The 22,300-nt window shown below is 61.5% G+C and carries 23 protein-coding genes; 7 read left to right on the top strand and 16 right to left on the bottom strand.

The window, feature by feature from the left end; translation table 11 throughout:
- Positions 1 to 262 precede the first annotated feature (262 nt).
- From ABIE28_RS21040 to ABIE28_RS21015, 6 genes are all read right to left on the bottom strand, one after another.
- Complete coding sequence (locus tag ABIE28_RS21040; protein ID WP_354066356.1) at positions 263 to 1,027, bottom strand: DUF4167 domain-containing protein; 765 nt, start codon at positions 1,025 to 1,027, stop codon at positions 263 to 265.
- Between the two features lie 339 nt (positions 1,028 to 1,366).
- Positions 1,367 to 2,338, bottom strand: coding sequence for a N5-glutamine methyltransferase family protein (locus ABIE28_RS21035; protein WP_354066488.1), 972 nt, complete (start codon positions 2,336 to 2,338; stop codon positions 1,367 to 1,369).
- 14 nt (positions 2,339 to 2,352) lie between these two features.
- Positions 2,353 to 3,429 (bottom strand): peptide chain release factor 1, encoded by a 1,077-nt coding sequence (prfA, locus tag ABIE28_RS21030; protein ID WP_354066355.1) that lies wholly within the window; start codon positions 3,427 to 3,429, stop codon positions 2,353 to 2,355.
- A gap of 243 nt (positions 3,430 to 3,672) precedes the next feature.
- Positions 3,673 to 5,940 carry a phosphoenolpyruvate--protein phosphotransferase gene (gene ptsP, locus ABIE28_RS21025; protein ID WP_354066354.1) on the bottom strand — a complete coding sequence of 756 codons (2,268 nt, stop codon included), beginning with the start codon at positions 5,938 to 5,940 and terminating at the stop codon, positions 3,673 to 3,675.
- 69 nt (positions 5,941 to 6,009) lie between these two features.
- Positions 6,010 to 7,275 (bottom strand): aspartate kinase, encoded by a 1,266-nt coding sequence (locus ABIE28_RS21020; RefSeq protein ID WP_354066353.1) that lies wholly within the window; start codon positions 7,273 to 7,275, stop codon positions 6,010 to 6,012.
- A gap of 161 nt (positions 7,276 to 7,436) precedes the next feature.
- A complete protein-coding gene (locus ABIE28_RS21015) occupies positions 7,437 to 8,045 on the bottom strand; it encodes an LOG family protein (RefSeq protein ID WP_354066352.1) in 609 nt (202 codons plus the stop codon).
- Positions 8,046 to 8,241: 196 nt separating this feature from the next.
- Here ABIE28_RS21015 and ubiG point away from each other — a divergent pair, with 196 nt between their 5' ends.
- The 6 genes from ubiG (at position 8,242) to ABIE28_RS20985 (ending at position 14,698) form a co-directional block, all read left to right on the top strand.
- Positions 8,242 to 8,982 carry a bifunctional 2-polyprenyl-6-hydroxyphenol methylase/3-demethylubiquinol 3-O-methyltransferase UbiG gene (gene ubiG, locus ABIE28_RS21010; RefSeq protein WP_354066351.1) on the top strand — a complete coding sequence of 247 codons (741 nt, stop codon included), beginning with the start codon at positions 8,242 to 8,244 and terminating at the stop codon, positions 8,980 to 8,982.
- Between the two features lie 60 nt (positions 8,983 to 9,042).
- The gene (locus ABIE28_RS21005) at positions 9,043 to 9,486 is read left to right on the top strand and encodes a hypothetical protein (RefSeq protein WP_354066350.1); all 444 of its coding nucleotides are present in this window, start codon (positions 9,043 to 9,045) and stop codon (positions 9,484 to 9,486) included.
- Between the two features lie 225 nt (positions 9,487 to 9,711).
- Positions 9,712 to 9,936, top strand: a complete 225-nt coding sequence (locus tag ABIE28_RS21000; RefSeq protein WP_354066349.1) for a hypothetical protein — start codon at positions 9,712 to 9,714, stop codon at positions 9,934 to 9,936.
- Entirely contained in the window at positions 9,933 to 11,714 is a 1,782-nt protein-coding gene (locus tag ABIE28_RS20995; protein WP_354066348.1) for a methyl-accepting chemotaxis protein, read from the top strand. Before ABIE28_RS21000 ends, ABIE28_RS20995 begins: the two co-directional genes overlap by 4 nt.
- 305 nt (positions 11,715 to 12,019) lie before the next feature.
- Positions 12,020 to 13,873 (top strand): dihydroxy-acid dehydratase, encoded by a 1,854-nt coding sequence (gene ilvD, locus ABIE28_RS20990; RefSeq protein ID WP_354066347.1) that lies wholly within the window; start codon positions 12,020 to 12,022, stop codon positions 13,871 to 13,873.
- Between the two features lie 15 nt (positions 13,874 to 13,888).
- Positions 13,889 to 14,698, top strand: coding sequence for a glycosyltransferase family 25 protein (locus ABIE28_RS20985; protein ID WP_354066346.1), 810 nt, complete (start codon positions 13,889 to 13,891; stop codon positions 14,696 to 14,698).
- A 261-nt stretch (positions 14,699 to 14,959) separates the two neighbouring features.
- On the opposite strand, the gene ABIE28_RS20980 is transcribed toward ABIE28_RS20985, so the two are convergent.
- From ABIE28_RS20980 to ABIE28_RS20960, 5 genes are all read right to left on the bottom strand, one after another.
- Entirely contained in the window at positions 14,960 to 15,829 is an 870-nt protein-coding gene (locus ABIE28_RS20980; RefSeq protein ID WP_354066345.1) for an aldo/keto reductase, read from the bottom strand.
- A gap of 106 nt (positions 15,830 to 15,935) precedes the next feature.
- Positions 15,936 to 16,361, bottom strand: a complete 426-nt coding sequence (locus ABIE28_RS20975) for a DUF1178 family protein (RefSeq protein ID WP_354066344.1) — start codon at positions 16,359 to 16,361, stop codon at positions 15,936 to 15,938.
- A 54-nt stretch (positions 16,362 to 16,415) separates the two neighbouring features.
- Positions 16,416 to 17,300: a carbon-nitrogen hydrolase family protein gene (locus ABIE28_RS20970; RefSeq protein ID WP_354066343.1), complete on the bottom strand. Its 885-nt coding sequence runs from the start codon at positions 17,298 to 17,300 to the stop codon at positions 16,416 to 16,418.
- A 29-nt stretch (positions 17,301 to 17,329) separates the two neighbouring features.
- Positions 17,330 to 17,584 carry a glutaredoxin 3 gene (gene grxC / locus ABIE28_RS20965; protein ID WP_354066342.1) on the bottom strand — a complete coding sequence of 85 codons (255 nt, stop codon included), beginning with the start codon at positions 17,582 to 17,584 and terminating at the stop codon, positions 17,330 to 17,332.
- A 34-nt stretch (positions 17,585 to 17,618) separates the two neighbouring features.
- Positions 17,619 to 18,356 carry a ComF family protein gene (locus tag ABIE28_RS20960; RefSeq protein WP_354066341.1) on the bottom strand — a complete coding sequence of 246 codons (738 nt, stop codon included), beginning with the start codon at positions 18,354 to 18,356 and terminating at the stop codon, positions 17,619 to 17,621.
- Positions 18,357 to 18,459: 103 nt separating this feature from the next.
- On the opposite strand from ABIE28_RS20960, the gene ABIE28_RS20955 reads away from it, so the two are divergent.
- Entirely contained in the window at positions 18,460 to 19,305 is an 846-nt protein-coding gene (locus ABIE28_RS20955) for a class I SAM-dependent methyltransferase (RefSeq protein ID WP_354066340.1), read from the top strand.
- A 107-nt stretch (positions 19,306 to 19,412) separates the two neighbouring features.
- Here the strand turns inward: ABIE28_RS20955 and ABIE28_RS20950 are convergent, their stop codons facing one another.
- The 5 genes from ABIE28_RS20950 to ABIE28_RS20930 all read right to left on the bottom strand — a co-directional run bounded on the left by ABIE28_RS20950 (position 19,413) and on the right by ABIE28_RS20930 (position 22,296).
- Positions 19,413 to 19,622, bottom strand: coding sequence for a TOBE domain-containing protein (locus ABIE28_RS20950; RefSeq protein ID WP_354066339.1), 210 nt, complete (start codon positions 19,620 to 19,622; stop codon positions 19,413 to 19,415).
- A gap of 119 nt (positions 19,623 to 19,741) precedes the next feature.
- Complete coding sequence (locus tag ABIE28_RS20945; RefSeq protein WP_502913418.1) at positions 19,742 to 20,311, bottom strand: CarD family transcriptional regulator; 570 nt, start codon at positions 20,309 to 20,311, stop codon at positions 19,742 to 19,744.
- Between the two features lie 390 nt (positions 20,312 to 20,701).
- Positions 20,702 to 21,040 (bottom strand): ferredoxin FdxA, encoded by a 339-nt coding sequence (fdxA, locus tag ABIE28_RS20940; protein WP_354066337.1) that lies wholly within the window; start codon positions 21,038 to 21,040, stop codon positions 20,702 to 20,704.
- 254 nt (positions 21,041 to 21,294) lie between these two features.
- Complete coding sequence (locus ABIE28_RS20935) at positions 21,295 to 21,582, bottom strand: GIY-YIG nuclease family protein (protein WP_354066336.1); 288 nt, start codon at positions 21,580 to 21,582, stop codon at positions 21,295 to 21,297.
- 309 nt (positions 21,583 to 21,891) lie between these two features.
- On the bottom strand, positions 21,892 to 22,296 hold the full coding sequence (locus ABIE28_RS20930) for an RNA-binding S4 domain-containing protein (RefSeq protein WP_354066335.1): 405 nt from the start codon (positions 22,294 to 22,296) through the stop codon (positions 21,892 to 21,894).
- Between the last annotated feature and the right edge of the window lie 4 nt (positions 22,297 to 22,300).

The following is a 22,300-nucleotide window of genomic DNA, read 5'->3' as shown; positions in this document are numbered from 1 at the left end:
TCTTCACGAGCCTCGAACCACGAGGGCGTGGCGCTGTATGCGGAGCAACTCCATCACGCGAAACAACCAATCGATCGTCATTGCCCGGCTTGTCCGGGCAATCCATCGGCCAGCGACAGTGGAGAGATGGATTACCCGGACAGGCCGGGTAATGACGGGTGGGGAGGGCTGGCGGTGAACACTCTTTCAACGGGTCGGTTGCGCAGCCCACAAACAAAAGGCCGGACATCGCTGCCCGGCCTTTTTAAAATTTGGATCTGACTTACTCAGCGGCGCTGGTGGTGCCGGCGGTGAGGAAGGCCGGGAGTTCGCCGACGTCTGGCTGATCGGCATCGGCCAGATCGGCACCTGCCTCGCCCGCTGCGGGACGACGGCGGCGTGGGCGGCGCTCACGTGGCTTTTTGGCTTCGCCTTCAGCTTCAACGGCTACAGCCTGTTCGACTGGCGCTTCGACAGCTTCAGGTGCAGGGGCGGCAACGGCTTCGGTCTGAACGACCTGCTGCTGCACTTCGCCTTCAGGACGGAAGCGTTCACGACGGGGACGCTCACGGCGCGGCTGGCGTTCGCCAGCTTCCTGATTGTCCTGGCGCTGCTGACGCTGTTCGTTCTGCTGCTGGCGTGGCTGCTCGCCTTCGCCCTGATCGTCGCCTTCGCCCTGGGTGAACTGCTGCTGCGGCTGCACCTGTGGCTGGGGCGAGGCGAAGCGCGAATTCATATCGGGCATATCGTCGTCGAAATCGTCATCCTGACCGTCCGGGCGCTGGCCGTTCTGGGCCTGCTGCGCACTCGAAACGATGCGGAAATAATGCTCGGCATGCTGGAGATAATTCTCAGCCATGACGGAATCGCCGCTCGACTGAGCATCGCGCGCCAGCTGGAGATATTTCTCGGCGATATGGGCCGCGTTGCCACGCACCTTCACGTCCGGACCATTGCTCTCGAAGCTGCGTGACAATGGGTTGACGTGCTTGCGTCCACCATTGCGGCTGCGCTGCCGGTTCTTGTTATTCTGGTTGTTGGGTCTCATCTGGTCGCTTTATCTAACTCTAGAAAAATAAGCGTCACACTGTTGGCGGATCGGCACATTGCCTGACCAGGCCAACCCCGGAGCGAAGCACACACGCTTCCCAATCCGGCTCTATCTGGCTTCATGAAGACCGAAACCGTCGGACGGCGCTCCGAACCCATCCCGCGTAATTCCAGCCTTTGCTGGAACCGCGCTGCGTCGTGCAGCCAATGAATTGTCGGGTGGCTTGTCGCCGTGGCGCTCATGAAGCACCGTTGACAGCTAGGAGCAAACTATATTGTTCGCCCCGCCTTTGCCAGCACTAATTACGGTGCCTCACCAGGCTGTGCAGAAGACCAACTAGATGTGGTGCGCAACTACCACACGATCAAGACCATTGAGATCACGGTGCACCGCCACATCTTCCAGATTTGTTTCCACAAACAGAGCACAGACCGCCGCCCCCTGGTCATAGCCGATCTCGACCATCAGCCAGCCACCGGGCTTGAGCCAGGTTTTGGCCTGCGCCGCAATGATCCGATAGGGCGCAAGGCCGTCGGGCCCACCATCCAGCGCCAGGCGGGGGTCGAAGTCTTTGACCTCGGGGGAAAGGGTTTCGACGACGGCAGAGGTGATGTAGGGCGGGTTGGAGACGATGAGGTTGAATTTTTGCGCTGGATCCCACCTCTCCCCTGAGGGGAGAGGTCGCCCCGAAGGGGCGGGTAAGGGGTTCAGACTCTCAGCATTAGCACCGGCATTGAACCCCTCACCCCAACCCTCTCCCCTCAGGGGAGAGGGGGCTGTCCGGTGCTCAGCCAACGCGTCAAACCAACTGCCTTGCAGCAATGTCAGCCGCTCCGCCACGCCATTGCGTTCCGCATTGGCCTTTGCCGCAATCAGCGCATCTCCGCTGAGATCAACCGCAATACCCGTCGCATCGGGCTGGTTGGCGAGGATGGCGATGGGGATGCAGCCGCTGCCGGTGCCCAGATCGAGCAGGTGACCGCCGGCCGGAAGCACACCCCGCGCCAGATCGACCAGCAATTCGGTTTCGGGGCGCGGTTCGAGCGTGGCGGCATTGAGGGCGAAGGGCAGGCCGTAAAATTCGCGCTCACCGATGATGCGGGCGACGGACTCGCCGGTCATGCGGCGCTGCAAGAGTTCCGCGACGCGTTGGGCCGCCGCATCATCCACAAGGTCGTTTTCACGCGTGGCCAGTTGCAGTGTGCCGAGGCCGAGGGCATGGCCGGTTAGTAGCTTGGCGTCGAGCGCCGCGCTGTCAAAACCGAGCCGCCCAAGCACATCGCGCCAACCGCGCCAGAGTGCGCCGATGGTTGGCTTCTGGCTCAGTTGGAGGTTTCCATCGCGGCGAGCTGTTCCGCCTGGCTGGTGGTGATCAACGCCTCGATCAACTCGTCCAGCGCTTCGCCGGCGATGACCTTGTCGAGCTTGTAGAGCGTGAGGTTAATGCGGTGATCGGTGACGCGGCCCTGCGGGAAATTGTAGGTGCGGATGCGTTCGGAGCGATCGCCCGACCCCACCTGCCCCTTGCGCTCGGCCGAACGGGCGCTGTCGCGCTCTTCGCGCTGCATTTCATAAAGCCGCGAGCGCAGCACGATCATCGCCTGCGCGCGGTTCTGGTGCTGGGACTTCATCGCCGAGGTCACGACAAGGCCAGACGGAATATGAGTGATACGCACCGCAGAGTCCGTGGTGTTGACGTGCTGACCACCGGCACCCGAAGCGCGCATGGTGTCGATGCGAATGTCTTCGGTGCGGATTTCGATGTCGATGTCTTCGACTTCCGGCAGCACGGCAACCGTGGCCGCCGAGGTATGGATGCGCCCCGAGCCCTCGGTCGCCGGCACGCGCTGCACGCGGTGCACGCCGGATTCAAACTTCATGCGGGCATAAACGCCCTTGCCCGAAACGTTGGCGATGATTTCCTTGAAGCCACCCATTTCGCCGGGGCTTTCTTCCATCACGGTGACCTTCCAGCCATGGCCGGCGGCGTAGCGCTCATACATGCGGAACAGATCGCCCGCGAAGAGTGCGGCTTCGTCGCCGCCCGTGCCGCCACGAATTTCGAGAATGATCGACTTTTCGTCGGCCTCATCCTTGGGCAGCAACAGGATGCGCACGGCCTGGAACAGGCTATCGATGCGCTCATCGAGCTCTTCGATTTCAGCAGCGGCCATTTCGGCCATTTCCTTGTCGCCGCTCTTGAGCAGCGTCTCGGCCTCGGCGCGGTCGCGCAGCGCCTTGTTATAGGCGCGGATCTCGCCGACTACCGGCGCCAGCTCGGCGTGTTCCTTGGAAAATTTGACGAACTCATCCGGTCCGGCCCCGCCCGAAAGCGCCGCCTCGACATACTGGAACCGCGTCTCAAGCGCGTCGAGCTTGTCCTGGGGTAGAGATGCCATGGAATACGTCTTTCAAGTCTGGAGCAGCCACGCTTTAGGGATAACGGCGCAACATCGCAAGGGTTCGGCGCCTCTTCACCTCTCCCTTTGGGGGAGAGGTCGACGGCCTCCGTGTCGCTTTCGCGCACGAAGACAGGCTCCGCCGACGGGTGAGGGGGCCTTTTCGGGAGTTGGGCGCGTGTGGAAGGCCCCCTCACCCGCCTCAAGAGGCGACCTCTCCCCCAAAGGGAGAGGTGAAAAGCCCTAAACCGGCAGGTTCTGCTTTTCGATCCATTCCTGCAGCAACTGGCGGATGGTGACGCCATCGGCGCCATCGCTCAAAGCGGCACCCACCGCTAGCTGGATGGGCCTGAGATCGAGATTGAGCACCAGTTCCTTGATCGGACCAATCGAGCCCGGCCCCATCGACAGGCGCGTCATGCCCACCGCCATCAGCGCCAAAGCTTCGAGCGGCTTGCCGGCCAGTTCGCCACACATGGTGATGGGGATATTGTAGCGCTTGGCCGCGTCCACGATCATTCGGATGGCGCGCAGGCGCGGCATGCCGATGGGATCGTAATTTTTGGCAACGCGTGGATTGGCGCGGTCCGATGCGGTGAGGAACTGCACCAGATCGTTGGAGCCAATCGAGACAAAATCAGCCTCGGGCAAAATCTGGTCCAGCTCGAACAGCAGCGATGGCACTTCGACCATCACGCCCAGTTCCAGTCGGCTCGGCAAGGTCTTGCCCTGCCGCCGCAACCGCTCGACTTCCTTCTGCACGACCATCTTGGTCTGCGTGAATTCAAACGTCTCGGTGACCATCGGCACGAGAATCTTGAGCGGACGACCATTGGCCGCTAGGATCAGCGCGCGAATCTGCGTGCGCAACAGGCCCGGCCGTTCCAGCCCAAGCCGGATCGAGCGGAAGCCCATGGCCGGGTTTTCTTCGACCGATGCGCGCTGATAAGGCAGCACCTTGTCGCCACCAATATCGAGCAGGCGGAACACCACGGGGCGCTCGCCGGCAATCGCCATGGCTTCGGCATAAAGCTCCTGCTGTTCATGCAGGCGCGGCAGTTTGCTGGCGATCATGAACTGCAGTTCGGTGCGGAACAGGCCGACACCCGCCGCGCCCGTATCGTCGAGCATCGGCAGATCGGCGACCAGGCCCGAATTGTGCAGCAGGGTGATCTGCACCCCGTCCTTGGTAATGCTGGGCTTATCGCGCAGGGCCGCATAATGCGCCCGACGCTTGGCCGAAACCTTGACCTTGTCGACATAGGCCTGCTCGATATCGGGCGTCGGCCGCAAATGGACGAGCCCCGCCGTGCCATCGATGATGATGTCATCGCCGGTTTCGCACATCGAAACGATCGACTGCGCCTGCCCCACCGCCACCATGCCCAGCGACCGCGCGACGATGGCGACGTGCGCCGTGTTGCCGCCTTCTTCGAGTACCAGACCGCGCAGCTTGGTGCGGTCATATTCGAGCAGTTCCGCCGGGCCCATATTGCGGGCGACCAGAATGGCGTTATCGGGCAATTCCTTGCGGCCCAGCACATGGCCGTCGCCGGTCAAAACGCGCAGCAGCCGGTTGGCCAGATCGTCGAGATCGTGCAGCCGGTCGCGAATATAGGGATCGGTCTGGCGCATCATGCGCGCGCGGGTATCGTTCTGCACCCGCTCGACAGCCGCTTCTGCGCTGAGACCATTGTCGATGGCCTCGGTCAGCCGATGCACCCAGCCCCGGTCATTGGCGAACATGCGATAGGTTTCGAGGATCTCGCGGTGATCGGAGGTCGACTGCATGTCGCCATGCTCGAGCATGGCATCAATCGACACGCGCATCTTTTCGAGCGCCGTCTCAAGCCGCACCTTTTCGGCATCGGTATCTTCGGCAATGAAATTGGACACCACGACACGCGGGTCGTGCAGCACCACGGTGCCGAGCGCAATTCCTTCGGTGAAGCTGACGCCGTTAAACATGCGGGGACGCCTGAGATCGATATCGGAACCCGGCTTGATCAGATTGTCGAAATCCGAGGTGGCGATCATCTCGGCCAGGATTGTGGCCGTAGTCAGCATCGCCTCGGTTTCATCCTCGCCGTAATGGCGATGATCCGAGTTCTGCACCACCAGAACGCCCAGCGTTTGCCCGGCACGCAGCACCGGAACACCAAGGAAAGAATTATAGCGGTCTTCGCCCGTTTCCGGACGATAGGCAAAACTGGGATGGCTGGGGGCGTCGTCAAGCGACAGCGGCTCGGCTTCGGCAGCAATCAGGCCGACCAGACCTTCGCCCAGCCGCAATGTGGTCATGTGGACGGCTTCGGCCGCGAGGCCCTTGGAGGCGAACAGCTCCAGCGCGCCGTCATCGCGCAGGACATAAAACGAGCACACGTCGGCTCGCATATTGTCGGCAATCAGGCCCACGATCTTGTCGAGCCGAGCCTGCGAAGCCAGCGGCTCCGCCATCGTCTCGCGCAACTGCCGCAGCAGCACCCGTGGGCCGCCTATGGACGTGACCATTCCCTCATCAGACGACCCGCAAAGCCGCCCCCCTGTGCTGGACGCGGCCCCAATCCCCTTATCGGGGCCTCAGTCGTCCTTCTTGTCCAAACCGTAATAGGTATGCAGAGCGCGAACCGCAAGCTCGGCATACTGCTCGTCGATCAATACTGAGGTCTTGATTTCACTGGTCGTGATCAGCTGAATATTGATGCCCTTGTCGGCCAGAGCCTTGAACATCGACGATGCAACGCCAGCGTGGCTACGCATGCCGACGCCCACAACCGAGACCTTTGCGCCGCCCTTGGAGCCGGACAGGCGGGCATATTCGATACGGTCGCCGGCGTTCTGCAAGGTTTTGATAGCCTTGTCATATTCGCTGTCTGGTACCGTAAACGTGATGTCGGTGGTGGCGCCATCATCGGCAATATTCTGCACGATCATGTCGACGATAATGCCCTGATCGGCCAGCGTGCCAAAAATGGCCGCGGCAACGCCGGGATTGTCCTTGACGTCGCGCAGGGTGATCTTGGCTTCTGCCTTGGCGAGCGTCACGCCCGAAACGATCTGCTTTTCCATGATCTCTTCCTCATCGCAAACGAGCGTTCCGGGAACCCCCGGCGTTCCATCGGGCGCCACCTGCGGCGCATCCGGATCATCAAAACTCGAGCGAACCAGCAGGCGCACCTTATGCGCCATCGCCATTTCGACCGAACGAATCATCAGCACCTTGGCGCCGAGCGAGGCCATTTCCAGCATTTCCTCAAAGGAAATCTTGGTCAGGCGCTGCGCCTTGGGCACGATGCGCGGGTCGGTGGTGTAAACGCCGTCCACATCCGTATAGATATCGCAACGGTCAGCCTTGACCGCCGCTGCCACCGCCACCGCCGACGTATCGGAGCCACCGCGACCCAGCGTCGTGACGCGGCCATGCGGGGAAATGCCCTGGAAACCGGTGATCACCGGCACCCAGCCATCCTTCATGCGCTTGTCGAGTTCGGTTGGGTCGATATCGACGATCCGCGCTGCGCCATGGGAGTCATCGGTATGGATCGGCACCTGCCAGCCCGCGAACGAACGCGACTGGATGCCCATTTCGCTCAAGACGATGGCCATCAGGCCCGCCGTCACCTGCTCGCCCGAGGCGACGACGGCGTCGTATTCGCGCGCATCGTGGAGCGGGCTGGCTTCATTGACCCAGCCGACCAGCTCATTGGTTTTGCCACTCATGGCAGACACAACCACGGCAACTTCATTGCCGGCTTCGACTTCGCGCTTCACATGGCGCGCAGCCTGGCGGATGCGTTCAACACTGGCCACCGAAGTGCCACCGAACTTTACGACTATACGGGCCAATTCATTCCCCGAAACTCCACCGAACCCGGCGGTACGCTCCAAATTTGGCCGGGACATACGACAAAGCGGTGACGCGATCAATGGGGAAGCCGAAGACGCGGCGTCAAGCAGCTCCACAACCCCGATGTTGGAGAGCCCCCGTGATCCTTGAAGCCGGCAGTTTACATCTTCTCGATGACCGAGGAAACGCCTTCGGCAGTCGCTTCGGGCACCGCTGCCGCTTGGATAGCCGCGACGATGTTTTCAACCTCATCGACAACGATTGGCTGAATCAGGCTTCGGCTGTGAAGGAAGCCAACCCTCTCCATATGGTCGATCATACCAAGCATGGGCGCCCAGAAGTTTTTGACATTGGCGAAGACGATTGGCTTCCTGTGCTGGCCAAGCTGCGCCCATGTCATGATCTCGATGATCTCTTCGACAGTCCCCAATCCGCCCGGCAAGGCAACGAACGCATCGGAGCGGTCGAACATGGACTGCTTTCGCTCATGCATGGTTTCGACGATGGTCAGATCGTTAAAAATTTTCATCGCATCGTGCGTGGTTTCCCGCGTGGTGAGGAAACGCGGGATAATCGCCCCGACCTCGCCGCCAGCCTGCAGCACGCCGCGAGCGACCGCACCCATGATGCCGTTCGTGCCGCCTCCGAAGATCAGTTTAATGTTTGCTGCCGCAATTGCGGCGCCAAGTTGCTCGCCCGCGTTGAGATAAGCGGGGTCATTGCCGGGGGAAGAACCGCAATAAACGCAGATGGATCGAATAGTACTCATAGCGCTGTTTGACCGACGCTTGGCGAAATGGTCAAGTGCGTTCGAGCGTCGCTTCAGATGCGGGACGCAGGGAAGCCGGGCCCAAACTCAGCCAGTCTGGATCCTGTGTTGCCACCGCACTGCTCTCCTGCGACGTGCCTGCGCCTTGCCCCAGTCAAATTGCCGGGCGATACATGGCGCAGTACCGGAGCCCGCTATGACCGCCACGACCATCAATGATGCCGAGATCGCTAAGTTTACTGCGATGGCCGAGGAGTGGTGGGACCCCAAGGGCAAGTTCAAGCCGCTGCACAAGTTCAATCCGGTGCGTCTGGGCTATATCCGCGAACATCTGCTGGCCCATTTTGGCCGTGATGGTACGGCGATGCGCCCGTTCGAGGGGCTGACCATTCTGGATGTCGGGTGCGGCGGCGGGTTGTTGTGTGAGCCACTGACCCGGCTGGGCGCGACGGTGACCGGCGTTGACGCAGCCGAGCGCAATATCGCCATCGCCAAACTGCATGCCGAAAAATCCGGGCTCGATATCGACTATCGCGCCACCACCAGCGAAGCGCTGGCCGCCGCCGGCGAACGCTATGACATGGTGCTCAACATGGAAGTGGTCGAGCATGTCGATAATGTGCCGCTCTACATGAAAAGCTGCGCCGATCTGGTCAAACCCGGTGGCCTGACGCTGACGGCGACGCTCAACCGCACGCTGCGCGCCAAGATGTTTGCCGTGTTTGCCGCTGAACAGGTTCTGCGCTGGTTGCCCAAGGGCACTCATGACTGGAACAAGTTTTTGACGCCCGAAGAAATCAAGACGCTGCTGACGCGCAATGGCCTCAAGGTGATCGGGGAAACCGGGGTGGTGTTCCACCCGCTGGCCGACGAATGGAAACGCTCGTCGGATATGGGCATCAACTACATGGTCATGGCCGAACGCCCCGCCCGCTGATTCCCCCTATCGCTTTTGCGGCATTTGCATAATGTGCGGCCAGTCTGTTCTGGAGCCATCATGCGCCTCGTTTCGTTCGCTGCAGCCGCTATCGCCCTTTCGAGCCTCACCCTGCCCGCTTTCGCCCAGAGCGAAGAGGCCGTGATGGCGCAGATCGAGAGCCTGCACGGCCAGTCCGAGGAGTTTGGCGAACTGTTCGGCAGCATCCAGGACGCGTTCCTGTTCGACAACCCGACCAATATCGCCGATCTGGCCTTCTACCCGCTCGACATCGCGGCCAATGGCGAACTCTACGAAATCGAAGACCCGCAGGATCTGGTCGACAATTTCGATGCACTGGTCTCCTCGGAAACCCAGGCCGGTCTCAGCAGCCAGGATTTTTCCGACCTGATCGTCAACAGCGATGGCGTCGGCTTTGCCAACGGCGCGCTCTGGGCTAGCCTCGTCTGCTCCGACGACAGCTGCAGCAGCGCCGAGTGGGGCATTATCCGTATCAACAACTGACCGGGCAAGGTCTTGCAGATCCGTGTTTTTATCTAATCGTTAAGAACGTTAGACTTATTACTTACGGTTATTGAACTCGTCCCCCCCGGTGTTCTTTTGACTGTATCTCGTCCCTCCAGCGCGATCCCTCGGGATCTGCGTGCACTGGTGCCGGCTGTGCTATTCGCTTTGGCGACGGCATCAGTGGCATTGGCTTCGACCATGGCCCCACCGCGCAGCGGTGAAATGGCAATCGTGTTCCCCCCCAACACGGATGAACTCGCCGCATGGTCGGTGGTTCAGCAGGCAGGCGGCCTTGTCGTCGGCCCAACGGCCCTATCCAACATTGTCGTGGCCTATGCACCCGACGAAGAATTCCAAACTCGCGCTCGCCAACTTGGCGCGCTGTTCTTTATCGCCGCGCGGGGCCTTTGTGCCTCTGTCGCGCTACCGTCAGGTACTGTTTCATGACCCTCGATAGCATCCGCAATCTGGCCACCTATGCGGTTGGCGCCACAGCCGCCAGCCTCGCCATTGCCGTTACGCTCAGTGAACGCCTGTTGCAGGGCGAGTTTGGCCTCGCGACGGTGATTGCCGTGTCTGGCCTTGCCGCCCTGTGCATCGCCTACCTTGCCAACCGCAAGGGGGCGACGTTCCGCTATCTCGCCGTTTCGGTGATGATGGCCCAGGTCATGGCATTGCTGATCGCCTCCAAGGGCTATACTTGGCAGTCGGACATGCACATGGCGTTCTTTGCGGCACTGGCGATCTGTGCACTGCTCTACGATAACCGCGCCATCGTGCTCGGCGCTGCGCTGATTGCCATTCACCATCTGGTGGTGGGCATGGCCATGTCCGAGCTGGTCTATTATGGCGGCGGCGGCCTTGGCCGGTTTAGCCTCCATGTTGGCATCGTCGCGATCGAAACTCTGGCGCTGATGTGGATGACCCGCAATACGCTGCAGATGATCGACCTCGCCGACACCAAATCGGCCCTTGCTGAAGAAAGCGCCGCCACCGCCGAGCGGCTGGCGCTCGAAATCCAGCACGCCACCACCGACTACCAGCGCCAGCGCGACGCCACCGTCGCTCAGTTGCGTAACTCTTTTGAACTGGTCGTCAACGCCGCAGCGGATGGTGATTTCACCCAGCGCGTGGATTCGATCACTTCGGAAGGCGACCTGCGCTCGCTGGCCTGTTCGGTTAACACGCTGGTCAGCGCCGTCGATAAAGGGCTGACCGAAACCGGCAAAGTGCTGTCGGCCATCGCTACTGCCGATCTCACCATGCGGATGGACGGCACCTATCACGGCGCCTTCGCGACCCTGGCCACCGACACCAATGCCGTTGCCGACAAAATGGCCGATGTAATCAGCCAGATGCGCGGCACTTCGACCTCGCTCAAGAGCGCGACGGGCGAGATTCTGTCCGGCACCAACGATCTGGCGGAGCGCAGCGCGCGACAGGCTGAAGCCATCCAGCAGACCTCGGTGACGATGGAACAACTGGCCAGCAACGTGATGGACAATGTTGATCGCGCCCGCCAGGCCTCAAAGGTCGCCGCCACCGTAACCGGTACCGCCGAAGAGGGCGGTCAGGTGATGCGTCAGGCCACCGAGGCGATGGAGCGCATCATCCAGTCTTCAGGCAAGATTTCCAACATTACCGGCTTGATCGACGACATCGCCTTCCAGACAAACCTTTTGGCGCTCAACGCTTCAGTCGAAGCGGCGCGCGCAGGCGATGCCGGCAGGGGATTTGCCGTGGTGGCGGTCGAAGTCCGTCGTCTGGCGCAATCGGCCGCTGGAGCATCCGCCGACATCAAGGCGCTGATCGAAAAATCGGCACGTGAGGTGGGCAGCGGCTCCAAGCTGGTCTCGGACGCCGCGGCCAAGCTTGAATCCATGCTCAGCGCCGCCCGCTCCTCGAATGCCCTGATGAGCGAAATCGCCAAGGACAGCTCCATCCAGGCCGGCGCCATCGAAGAAGTGCGCACCGCCGTCCGCACCATGGATCAGATGACCCAGCACAATGCGGCGCTGGTGCAGCAGATCAACGCCGCCATCGAGCAGACCGACGAACAGGCCCACGAACTGGACCGGATCGTAGACGTCTTCGCCGTTGTCCCGGCCGAAGGCAAGCCCGCCCCGGTCGACGCCCGCGCCCTCCAGGCCCGCGTCAAGACCGCCGCCCGCTCCTATCTCACCCACGGCAATGCCGCTGTGTCGAAGGACTGGAGCGAGTTCTAGGGCGAGCTACCGGCTCTCGGCATTTGATAGCGCAAACCACAAACTCCCGCGAAAGCGGGAGTTTCTTTTTGTGCCCCAACTCTGAATTGCTCCCGCCCTTTGCGGGAGAGACCAGTAAAAAGCAGCAGCGAGGGCGAGGCCTCCTTGCCAATGGTCAGACGCTAACCAGAACTCCAAACCCCTCCAACATCTCAAACCGTACCGTACGGTACGGTACTGTTTTGCATTGATCGCGCTCTGGAATAGGTCTAAAGAAGATCAACAGCGCTCAACCAATTGGCGCACCGAATTTCGAGGACCTTGCCATGCCTGCATATCGTTCACGTACCACCACCCACGGTCGCAACATGGCCGGCGCGCGCGGTTTGTGGCGCGCAACGGGCATGAAGGACGGCGATTTCGGCAAGCCGATTATTGCAGTCGTCAACTCGTTCACCCAGTTCGTGCCCGGCCACGTTCACCTCAAGGACCTTGGCCAGCTCGTGGCCCGCGAGATCGAAGCGGCTGGCGGCGTCGCCAAGGAATTCAACACCATCGCGGTCGATGACGGCATCGCCATGGGCCATGACGGCATGCTCTATTCGCTGCCCAGCCGCGACCTGATCGCCGACTCGGTGGAATACATGGTCAACGCGCATTGCGCCGACGCCATGGTCTGCATTTCCAATTGCGACAAGATCACCCCCGGCATGCTGAACGCTGCCATGCGCATCAACATTCCGGTGATCTTCGTCTCCGGCGGTCCGATGGAAGCCGGCAAGGCCATGGTCAAGGGCAAGCTGCAGGCGCTCGACCTGGTCGACGCCATGGTGATGGCCGCCGACGACAGCTATACCGACGAAGAAGTGCAGGCCGTCGAAGAAGCCGCCTGCCCCACCTGTGGCTCGTGCTCGGGCATGTTCACCGCCAATTCGATGAATTGCCTCACCGAAGCGCTTGGCCTCAGCCTGCCCGGCAATGGCTCGACGCTGGCGACACACTCCGATCGCAAGCGCCTGTTCCAGGAAGCCGGTCATCTGATCGTCGACATCACCAAGCGCTGGTACGAGCAGGACGACGCGTCCGTGCTGCCACGCTCGATCGCCACTAAGGCCGCGTTTGAAAACGCCATGGCGCTCGATATTTCGATGGGCGGCTCGACCAATACCGTGCTGCATATTCTGGCCGCAGCCTATGAAGGCGGTGTGGACTTCACCATGGACGACATCGACAAACTGAGCCTCAAGGTTCCCGTGCTGTCCAAAGTCGCGCCGGCCAAGAGCGACGTACATATGGAAGACGTGCACCGCGCCGGTGGCATTTTCGCCATTCTCGGTCAGCTTGATCGCGCCGGTCTCATAAACCGCAGCGAACCTACAGTTCACGCCGCCACCATGGGCGATGCCATCGACAAGTGGGACATTTCCCGCACCAATTCCGAAGCCGTGCGGAATTTCTATCTCGCCGCCCCCGGTGGCGTGCGCACAACGCAGGCCTTCTCGCAGTCAAATCGCTGGACCGAACTCGATCTCGACCGCCAGAACGGCGTCATCCGCTCTGCTGAATCCCCATTCTCCAAGGATGGCGGCCTCGCCGTGCTCAAGGGCAATATCGCCATCGACGGCTGCATCGTCAAAACCGCAGGCGTCGATGAATCGATCCTCAAGTTCACCGGCAAGGCCCGCGTGTTCGAGAGCCAGGACGATACCGTCAAGGCGATCCTGGCCAACCAGATCAAGGAAGGCGACGTGCTCGTCATCCGCTATGAAGGCCCACGCGGCGGCCCCGGCATGCAGGAAATGCTCTACCCAACGAGCTACCTGAAATCCAAGGGCCTCGGCAAAGCCTGCGCGCTGCTGACCGACGGTCGGTTCTCCGGCGGCACCTCGGGCCTCTCCATCGGCCACGTTTCGCCGGAAGCGGCCGAAGGCGGTACCATTGGGCTGGTGCGTGAAGGCGACACCATCGAGATCGACATCCCCAACCGCACGATCACCCTTCTGGTGACCGATGACGAACTCGTCCAGCGCCGCCACGATCAGGACGCGCTCGGCTGGAAGCCCGCGCATCCGCGCAAGCGCAACGTGACCACGTCGCTCAAGGCCTATGCGGCGTTTGCGACCTCGGCCGCCCGCGGCGCCGTGCGCGATACGCAGGCCATCGACAAGCTCTGGAACTGACCGGCTAAACCGCAATTGCGCATTTACTACATCAATATGGCCAGCCGCCCTGACCGGCGCCTGGCCATGGAAGAGCAGTTGCAAACGCTCGGCCTCACCGCCGAACGCGTCGAAGCTGTGACACCTCAAACCATCAACCCCGCCCTGATCGCGAAATATTGCGACCAGACGGCGTCCCATTGGCAAACACCGCCTGAACTATCCTGCAGCCTCAGCCACCGCCTGACGCTGCAGAGGTTTTTGGAAACGGCGGACGAACACGCGCTGATTCTGGAAGACGACGCCCTGCTGTCGACCAGCCTGCCAGCGTTTCTTGCCGAGCTGAAGCAAAGCGCGCCGCCGATCGATCTGCTGCGCATCGAAACCGACATGCGCCCGATGCGGCTGGACCCAAAGCCAGAGCAAGCCAGCGGCGGGCTCAACTTCCACCGCTATTACGGCCCGATGAGCGGATCTGCCGGCTATATCGTCAATCGCAAGGCCGCCAAGCGTCTGATCGAGGGCGAGGAAGTGCTGCTCGACCTGACCGACCGCGCCATGTTCATGCCGTTCACCCGGCTAGCCAGGGACCTGATCATTCGCCAGTCCTATCCGGCGCTCGTCGTGCAATACGACAATACGGTGAGCACCGAAGTGCGGCACAGCAGCGATCTGGAATCGGTGCGCGCCGACCGCCAGCGCACCGAAATGGCACTCCTGTTGCCGCGCTGGCGGCACAATCTGCGGCAGGCGTTTGACCGCGAAGTCGTGCTCGCAGCGCGCAAGGCCTGGCACCAGCACATTCACGGGGCAAAAAAGCAGATAGTGCCATTTCAAGCGAACTAGCCGCACCTTTGCCTATCGCTTCCGCCAAAACTTCATGTTAAACGGCCCTCAGCCACCAGCGGTCTGCCAAGGCTGCTGACTGGTCAGGTTCGATGGCGGGGATTCCACCCTCCCCATCGGACCGACCTAAACCTCCCCCACATTGATGACCTGCCCAAGCGACGATCTTTGGTCGCTGCGCACCTGGCGCGGGGATAAGAAACGGCAGAGGCCGACAGCGTGTTCGCTGCCGGCCCCGATATGGTCAGTTCAGTTCGGCGATCAGCCCTTCTTGCCGACGCGGTCGAGGGTGGCGAAGTCGTCATCGCTCAGCTTGATGGCTGCAGCGGCGACGTTGTCTTCGAGGTGCTTGACCTTGCCGGTGCCGGGAATGGGCAGCATGACGGGCGAGCGCTTGAGCATCCAGGCCAGCGCCAACTGGCTTGGCGAGGCATTGTGCTTGTCAGCGATGGCGCGGAATTCAGCGCTGGTTGCCGCGAGATTGCCGCCATCGATCGGGCGCCACGGAATGAAGCCGATGCCATTGGCTTCGCAATAGTTCAGCACGTCCTCGGCCTTGCGGCTGACGAGGTTGTACATGTTCTGAACCGTCGTCACCTTGAAGTACTTGCTGGCTTCCTTGATGTCGTCGACGCTGACTTCGCTGAGCCCGACATGACGGATCAAGCCATCCTTTTGCATCTGGGCGATGGCGCCGAACTGGTCGGCGCGCGGCGTCTGGGTTTCGATACGGTGCAGCTGCCACAGATCGATCACCTCAAGCTTGAGGCGGCGCAGACTCTGGATCGCGCCCTGGCGCAGGAATTCCGGGCGGGCCAGCTGGTGCCATTCATCGGGACCGGTGCGCGTCAGACCGCTTTTGGTGGCGACGATGGTGCCCTTGGAATAGGGCGCCAGCACCTCGCCGATCAGGTCTTCGCTGACATAGGGACCATAGCTTTCGGCGGTATCGACGAAGTTGACGTTGAGCTCTGGCAGGCGACGCAGGGTGGCCTTGGCTTCTTCGGGATTGTCAGGCGGGCCCCAGATACCCGGACCGGTAATGCGCATGGCGCCAAAGCCCAGGCGGTTGATCTCAAGGTCGCCGCCAATGGCGAATGTGCCCGAAAGGGCTGCATCGAGAGTGGTCATCGTGATGTCTCCGTTTGGTCGCGCCGAAAGTGACGCTCGGATGGGGGGCACGACCTCGTGGTTCGACAGGCTCACCATGAGGTCTGATAGGCTTTGAGGAGCCGCGTTAATTGTGCTCTTCGGGAACGTCCGGCAGCGGCAGGAATTCGATGCCGTCATCCAGTAACGCGGAAACTTCGTCGCGCGTTGCCTGGCCATAGATGCCGCGGGCTTCGGCTTCATCGAAATGGATCTTGCGGGCTTCTTCAGCGAAGCGTTCGCCGACATAGTCGGCTTCGCTGGTTACCTTCTGGCGATAGGCGCGCAGCATTTCTCGGAACTTGATGGCGTCAGGGCTGGAGGAGCTGAGGGAAAGTCTTTCACCGTCGGTCCGGGCCACGGCGGGTGCCATGAGCGCCTTACCGACATCTGCATCGCCACACACCGCACAGGTCACAATACCGCGCGCCTGCTGTTCGTCGAACGCCGCAGCGTTCTTGAACCAGGCGTCGTACTGGTGGCCTTTGGAGCAGTGGAGCGAATACTGGATCACGGAATAACTGTCTCAAAGAGAGCGGCAATTGCCCTCTAGATATAGGCCGATAGCCTAGACCTGCAACGCCCCCGGCAAGGCAAAGTTTCGCGCATTGGCAAGAGCGGGGATACGGCCGCGCGCGTCGGTGACCAGTTCAGGAGAAATCTCTGCCACCAGCACACCCGGCTCGTCATGCCCCAGCTCGGCGACGACGCGGCCCCATGGGTCGATGATGATCGAATGGCCGTAGGTGGCGCGGCCATTGGGATGCTGGCCGCCCTGCGCTGCCGCAATCACATAAGAGCCGGTTTCGATGGCGCGGGCGCGCAGCAGCACGTGCCAATGCGCCTGCCCCGTCGGCACGGTGAAGGCGGCAGGGACGGCAATCAGCGTTGCGCCGGCATTGGCCAAGGCGTTGTAGAGCTTGGGGAACCGCATGTCGTAGCAGATCGACATGCCGAGCGTGAAATCGCCGACAGAGGCCGTCACCGCCTGTTCGCCACCGGCATAGGTCGCGCTCTCGCGATAGGCGTTGAGACCTTCGATGGTCGCGTCGAACAGGTGGATCTTGTCATAGGTGGCCGCGATCGCGCCGTCTGGCCCGAACAGCACCGAGCGATTGGCAAAGCGTCCATCAGGCAGCGGCACAGCGAGCGAGCCGATATGGATGTGGATGCCGTAGTGCCTGGCCAGTTCGCCAATGCGGCGCAGCTGCGGATGATCCTCGAACGGCGCGGCAACGCTGGCCAGCTGGTCCCGGTTCTCGGGAAAAATCACCGTTACCTCAGGTGTCAGCACATAGCTGGCGCCTGCCGCAACCGCCTCGGCCAGCATGGGCTCGAGCGCGGCGATATTGGCATCAGGATCAAGCCCCGAGCGCATCTGGATAGCAGCGATTTTCAATGGATTGCCCTTTGGGATGGAGGCCACGACCTCGTGGTTCGACAGGCTCACCATGAGGTCTACTTCGATATTTCAGTAGCCTATTAGCCGGCCAGCAGCGCGTCGAGTTCGCCCTGACGGTCGAGCGCGGCCATATCGTCATAGCCGCCGACATGGGTCTCGCCGATGAAGATTTGCGGCACGGTGCGGCGGCCATTGGCGCGCTCGGTCATCTTTTCGCGCAGGTCAGGATCAAGCACGGTGATCTCGGTATAGTCGGCGCCCTTGTCGGCCAGCAGCGCCTTGGCGGCGTGGCAATAGGGGCAGGTCGGGGTCGTGTAGATTTCGATTCTTGCCATCAGATTTCTCCAGCGGAGCCAATGTGTTCGTCTCTTATATGGGCAAGTCAGCGCCAATGACAACGCGGGCGAAGGTCACGACGTCGACAATCTCGGCACCGCCCTTGAGCAGTGTGCGCGTCACCGCCTTGATCGTGGCGCCGGTGGTATAGACATCGTCTATCAGCACCACCCGGCGGCCCTTGAGCCGCACCAGCATTGTGGGGTGAACGGCAAAGGCACCGGCAACGTTCCGCTGTCGTCCATCCCCGCTGAGACCCACCTGCTGGCGCGTCTTGCGGATGCGTTGCACCAGCGCTGTGTCGACCTGGAGGCCGGTGAGACGACCAAGGGCATGGGCGAGTTCGGCAGATTGATTGTAGCGCCGCTCGCGCTGCCGCGTCGGGTGCAGCGGCACCGGCACCAGCACGGGGTCGCCCGCCCAGAGCTCGTGCCCTGCCCCGGCCATCAGTCGCGCGCAGAACTGGGCCAGCTCGGGTCGGTCACCATATTTGAGGCGCGACACCAGCGTGCGAGCCACTTCATTATAGATTACGGCAGCCCGCGCCCGGTTGAACGGCGGCGGATCGGCGAGCGCTTCGGCCGAAAGAGCATCCGGCCCGAGCGACGCATCGAACGGGATGCCAAGCCGGGGACAAAGTGGCGCCGTGATTGGCCGCATGGCGCGAAAGCACTGCGAACACAAGGTGTTAGGCGATGCCGTCGGCGCGTCGCAGTTGAGGCATACCGGGGGATAAGCCAGATCGAGCAGCGCGCCGCCAAGCTGGCGCATACCCGCCCCCAGCCGCCGCCGCCACGCCCCGGTTTTGACAAGCCCCTCGCCGCTCTCCATAAGGCGCTATACTGCCACACCGCCCAATGGCCGCAAGACCGATATGAGCCAGCCACCCGCCATCTTCGATACCGCCCTCGTCACCGCCCATCTGGCGCGGCGACCCGCCAAGGGCGACTTCGTCACCGAGCTGGTCCTGGCCGATCTCGAAGATCGCCTCGGCGCGCTGATCCGCGATTTCCCCCGCGCCATGATCATTGGCCCCGATATGGACCTGCTGCCGCAGACTTTGCGCAGCGCCAGCGCGCAAATTTCCTTTGAGCGCCATGCTGCCTTTGCCCGCGATGATGGCATACCGGGCAATGAGGGGGATAATTTCAACCTCATTGTCTCGATTCTGCATCTGCAAGTGGTCAATGACGTGCCTGGCTATCTGGCGCGGCTGCGGGCGCGGCTGGCGCCAGACGGACTGTTGATGATTGCCGCCTTGGGCGGAGAAACACTGACCGAATTGCGCGAGGCATTTCTGGCGGCTGACGCGCTGGTGTTTGGCGGCGCATCGGCGCGGGTGGCGCCAATGATCCAGGTGCGCGATGGCGGGGCACTGTTGCAGCGGGCCGGGCTGGCGCTGCCGGTGGCGGATGTGGAAACGCACGTGGTGCGCTATCCCAATCCGTTCGCACTGATGCAGGAGCTCAAGGATTTCGGGGCGGCTAACCCGCTGGTGGATCGGTCAAAAAAACCGGCAACGCGGGCGCTGCTGGCGGCGGCGGCTGAGGCCTATGCCGAGCGCGATGCTGACCCGGACGGGCGGGTGCGCGCGACGCTCGAGATTATCTGGCTATCGGGCTGGGTGCCGCATGAAAGCCAGCAAAAGCCGCTGAAACCGGGCAGTGCGACGACGCGGTTGGGTGATGTTTTGGGTCTGACTGACAACAACCCAAAGTAGGCCTCATCCCGCAGCAGCCCTCATCCTGAGCCTGTCGAAGGACGAGGGCGTGGCGGGATCGGGGTGCCCAACCTCGTGGTTCGACGGGCTCACCATGAGGTCTCAGATTAATCGACGCCGACCATCACGTCGGAGGCCTTGATCACGGCATAGGCCGGCTTGCCCGCCACCAGTCCAAGTTCATCCACCGCAGCATTGGTGATCGAGGCCGTGACGACATTGCCGCCGCCGATATCGATGCGGACATGGCTGGTGGTGGCGCCCTTGATGACTTCGACCACGGTGCCCTTGATCTGGTTTCTGGCGCTGAGTTTCATCTTCACATCCCCATCAAATTGGCTAACACATTGTTAGCATCGAGCACGCCATCGCGTGACAACAAAAAGGGCCGGTGTTGCCACCAGCCCTCTTCGATTCTCTTGAAAAACCGGTCGCCTTAGGCGGCAGCTTCCTCGTCGCTTTCGGCAGCATCTGCCTTGGTGCGCTTTGGCGACTTGGCCAGGTTCTTCTCGATGAGCTGAACGGCTTCGGTCAGCGTCAGCTTGTTAACGGCACCGATTTCGCGGCTCATGCGGTCCATCGCCTGCTCGAACAGCTGGCGTTCCGAATAGGACTGCTCTGGCTGCTCTTCGGAGCGATACAGATCGCGCACGACTTCGGAGATGGCGATCAGATCGCCGGAATTGATCTTTGCTTCGTATTCCTGGGCGCGACGCGACCACATGGTGCGCTTGACGCGGGCACGGCCGGTCACGGTGGTCAGGGCCTGGGTCACCAGATCTTCTTCGGCAAGCTTGCGCATGCCAACAGACTTGACCTTGGCGACAGGCACGCGCAGGGTCAGCTTGTCCTGTTCGAAGCTGATGACGAACAACTCAAGGGTCAGTCCGGCGACTTCTTGTTCCTCGATCGAGACGATCACACCGACGCCATGCGCCGGATAGACAACGTACTCGCCAGTCTTGAACCCAAGCCGTGTCTGTACCTTCTTGGCTACCATATTCATGGAACTCCTTGTTGACGCCCTAAATGGACAGTTCCTTGCGGGAAAGACCGTCCATTCCTACTCGTTACATGCGTCCGAACGGGACGCAGCGCGCAGAACAAGCATCATGACCTCCGGGTCCGCTTCCCGGAGACCAACTCAACTAGCGATTTTGTCAAAAAAATTGTGCCTTGCGGCACGGGCTGGGTGACGAGCTGAACTGCATATGGCCGGACCATAGCACAAATTTTCAGCAAAATCAAAAACTACGAATCAAGACGCGCTAGCACGTCCCCAAACCTGACAGGAATGGGGCATAACCATAGTTTTATCCGTTCCGAACTCTCTCCACAGCCTATCCACAGTCGCCGACAACGGGTTTGGCAACCATCAGGGGCAGAGAGACAGCACTCAGTCGCCTTCGCCGGCTTCGGCGGAGAAGTACTTGGCCAGCTTGCCATCTTCGCCGTCTTTTTCCTTGGCCTCGGGCAGCGGATCACGCCGCTCGGTCAAATTGGGCCACATGGAGGCATACTTGGTATTGAGCGCCAACCACTCATCGAGCCCCGACTCGGTATCCGGCTTGATCGCCTCAGCCGGGCATTCAGGCTCGCACACACCACAGTCGATACACTCGTCCGGATGAATCACCAGCATGTTCTCGCCTTCGTAGAAACAGTCCACCGGACACACTTCCACGCAGTCAGTGTACTTACAGGCGATGCAATTGTCTGTGACGATATAGGTCATCTAGGTGGGCAGTCCGGCAGTGTCTCAACGGTCCGGTGCTAAACCGTTTTTCGGCAGGCTGCAAGGTTTGAGGCGGGGGGTGCTGATCGTACCACGCCAACACCGCCTCCCGACCAAACACGCTGTGCAGCTTGAAACAGGTCCTCGGGTCAAGCCCGAGGACAGCGCGGTGGGTATTTTGAAAGGCGGTGGCGGAGCGCAGAGGCAAACCACAAACTCCACCGCTGCCCTCGGGCTTGACCCGAGGGCCATTCTCAGCCGGGCGCGATGCCGTAAAAGAGATCGCTCCATTCGGGGTTGTCGGCCTCTATCAGCGCGTCCTTCCAGGCACGGACCCAGTGCTTGATGTTGTGCTCGCGCTGCATGGCGTCATAGATCGACTGGTGCTCCTCGAAATAAACGAGCAGGTGGCACTGGTGGGTTCGGGTGAAGCTCGGAACAACGTCGTTCTTGTGCTCCCACACCCGGCGCATGAGATCGTTGGTGGCACCGACATAGGTCGTGCCAAAGCGCCTATTTGCCATGATGTAGACCCAAGCCATGGCGCAGTGAAAGTTGAGGGTGGCCCTCGGGTCAAGCCCGAGGGCAGCGCGGTGGGGGGCCAAGCGGGTTGATCTAAACGTTTCAGTGCAGTCGCGAGAGACTTTGGGTGCTTTGGATAGCTCCCTATGCAGTTCCCAGCATCCGGCGCTGCCCTCGGGCTCGACCCGGGGGCCACTATCAGCGGGCATGGTGCATTGTGTAAGGCGCACTCGCGTCCAAAACGAAGAGTTGTGTGCTATGGCGAGTGGCCCTCGGGTCGAGCCCGAGGGCAGCGTGGTGGTTGTTTGAATTGGGGTGGTAGGCCGCCCCTACTCGTCCCCGCCGCGGAGTTTATCCGTGTCGCGGCGTTCTTTCTTCGTTGGACGGCCGGCGCCATCTCCGCGTGGCGCGATGGCGGCTTCGTAGGGGGATTGTTCGGATTTGGGCAGGGCCGGTGGGGAGAGGTCCTCGTAGAGAGCCTGGGCTTCGGGGGCGGGGCCGCGGCGGGTGCCGCAGTCCAGGATCCGCCAGACCGTGATGCGGTTGTGCAGGCTCATCGTCAGCACATCGCCCGCCCCGACCTTGAGGTCGGAGCGGTCTGTGCGTTCGGAGTTGACGCGAACTGCGCCGCTTTCGATGAATTTCTGCGCCAGGGTGCGGGACTTGATGGCCCGCGCGAAAAACAGGAACTTGTCGAGCCGCTCTTTGCGGACCGGTTCGAGAGTTCCTGCCAATCGC

It is taken from the genome of Devosia sp. 2618 (assembly GCF_040546815.1).
GTDB lineage: Bacteria > Pseudomonadota > Alphaproteobacteria > Rhizobiales > Devosiaceae > Devosia.
Note: the sequence above shows the minus strand (reverse complement) of the source record. Positions and strands in the feature narration are given on the sequence as shown.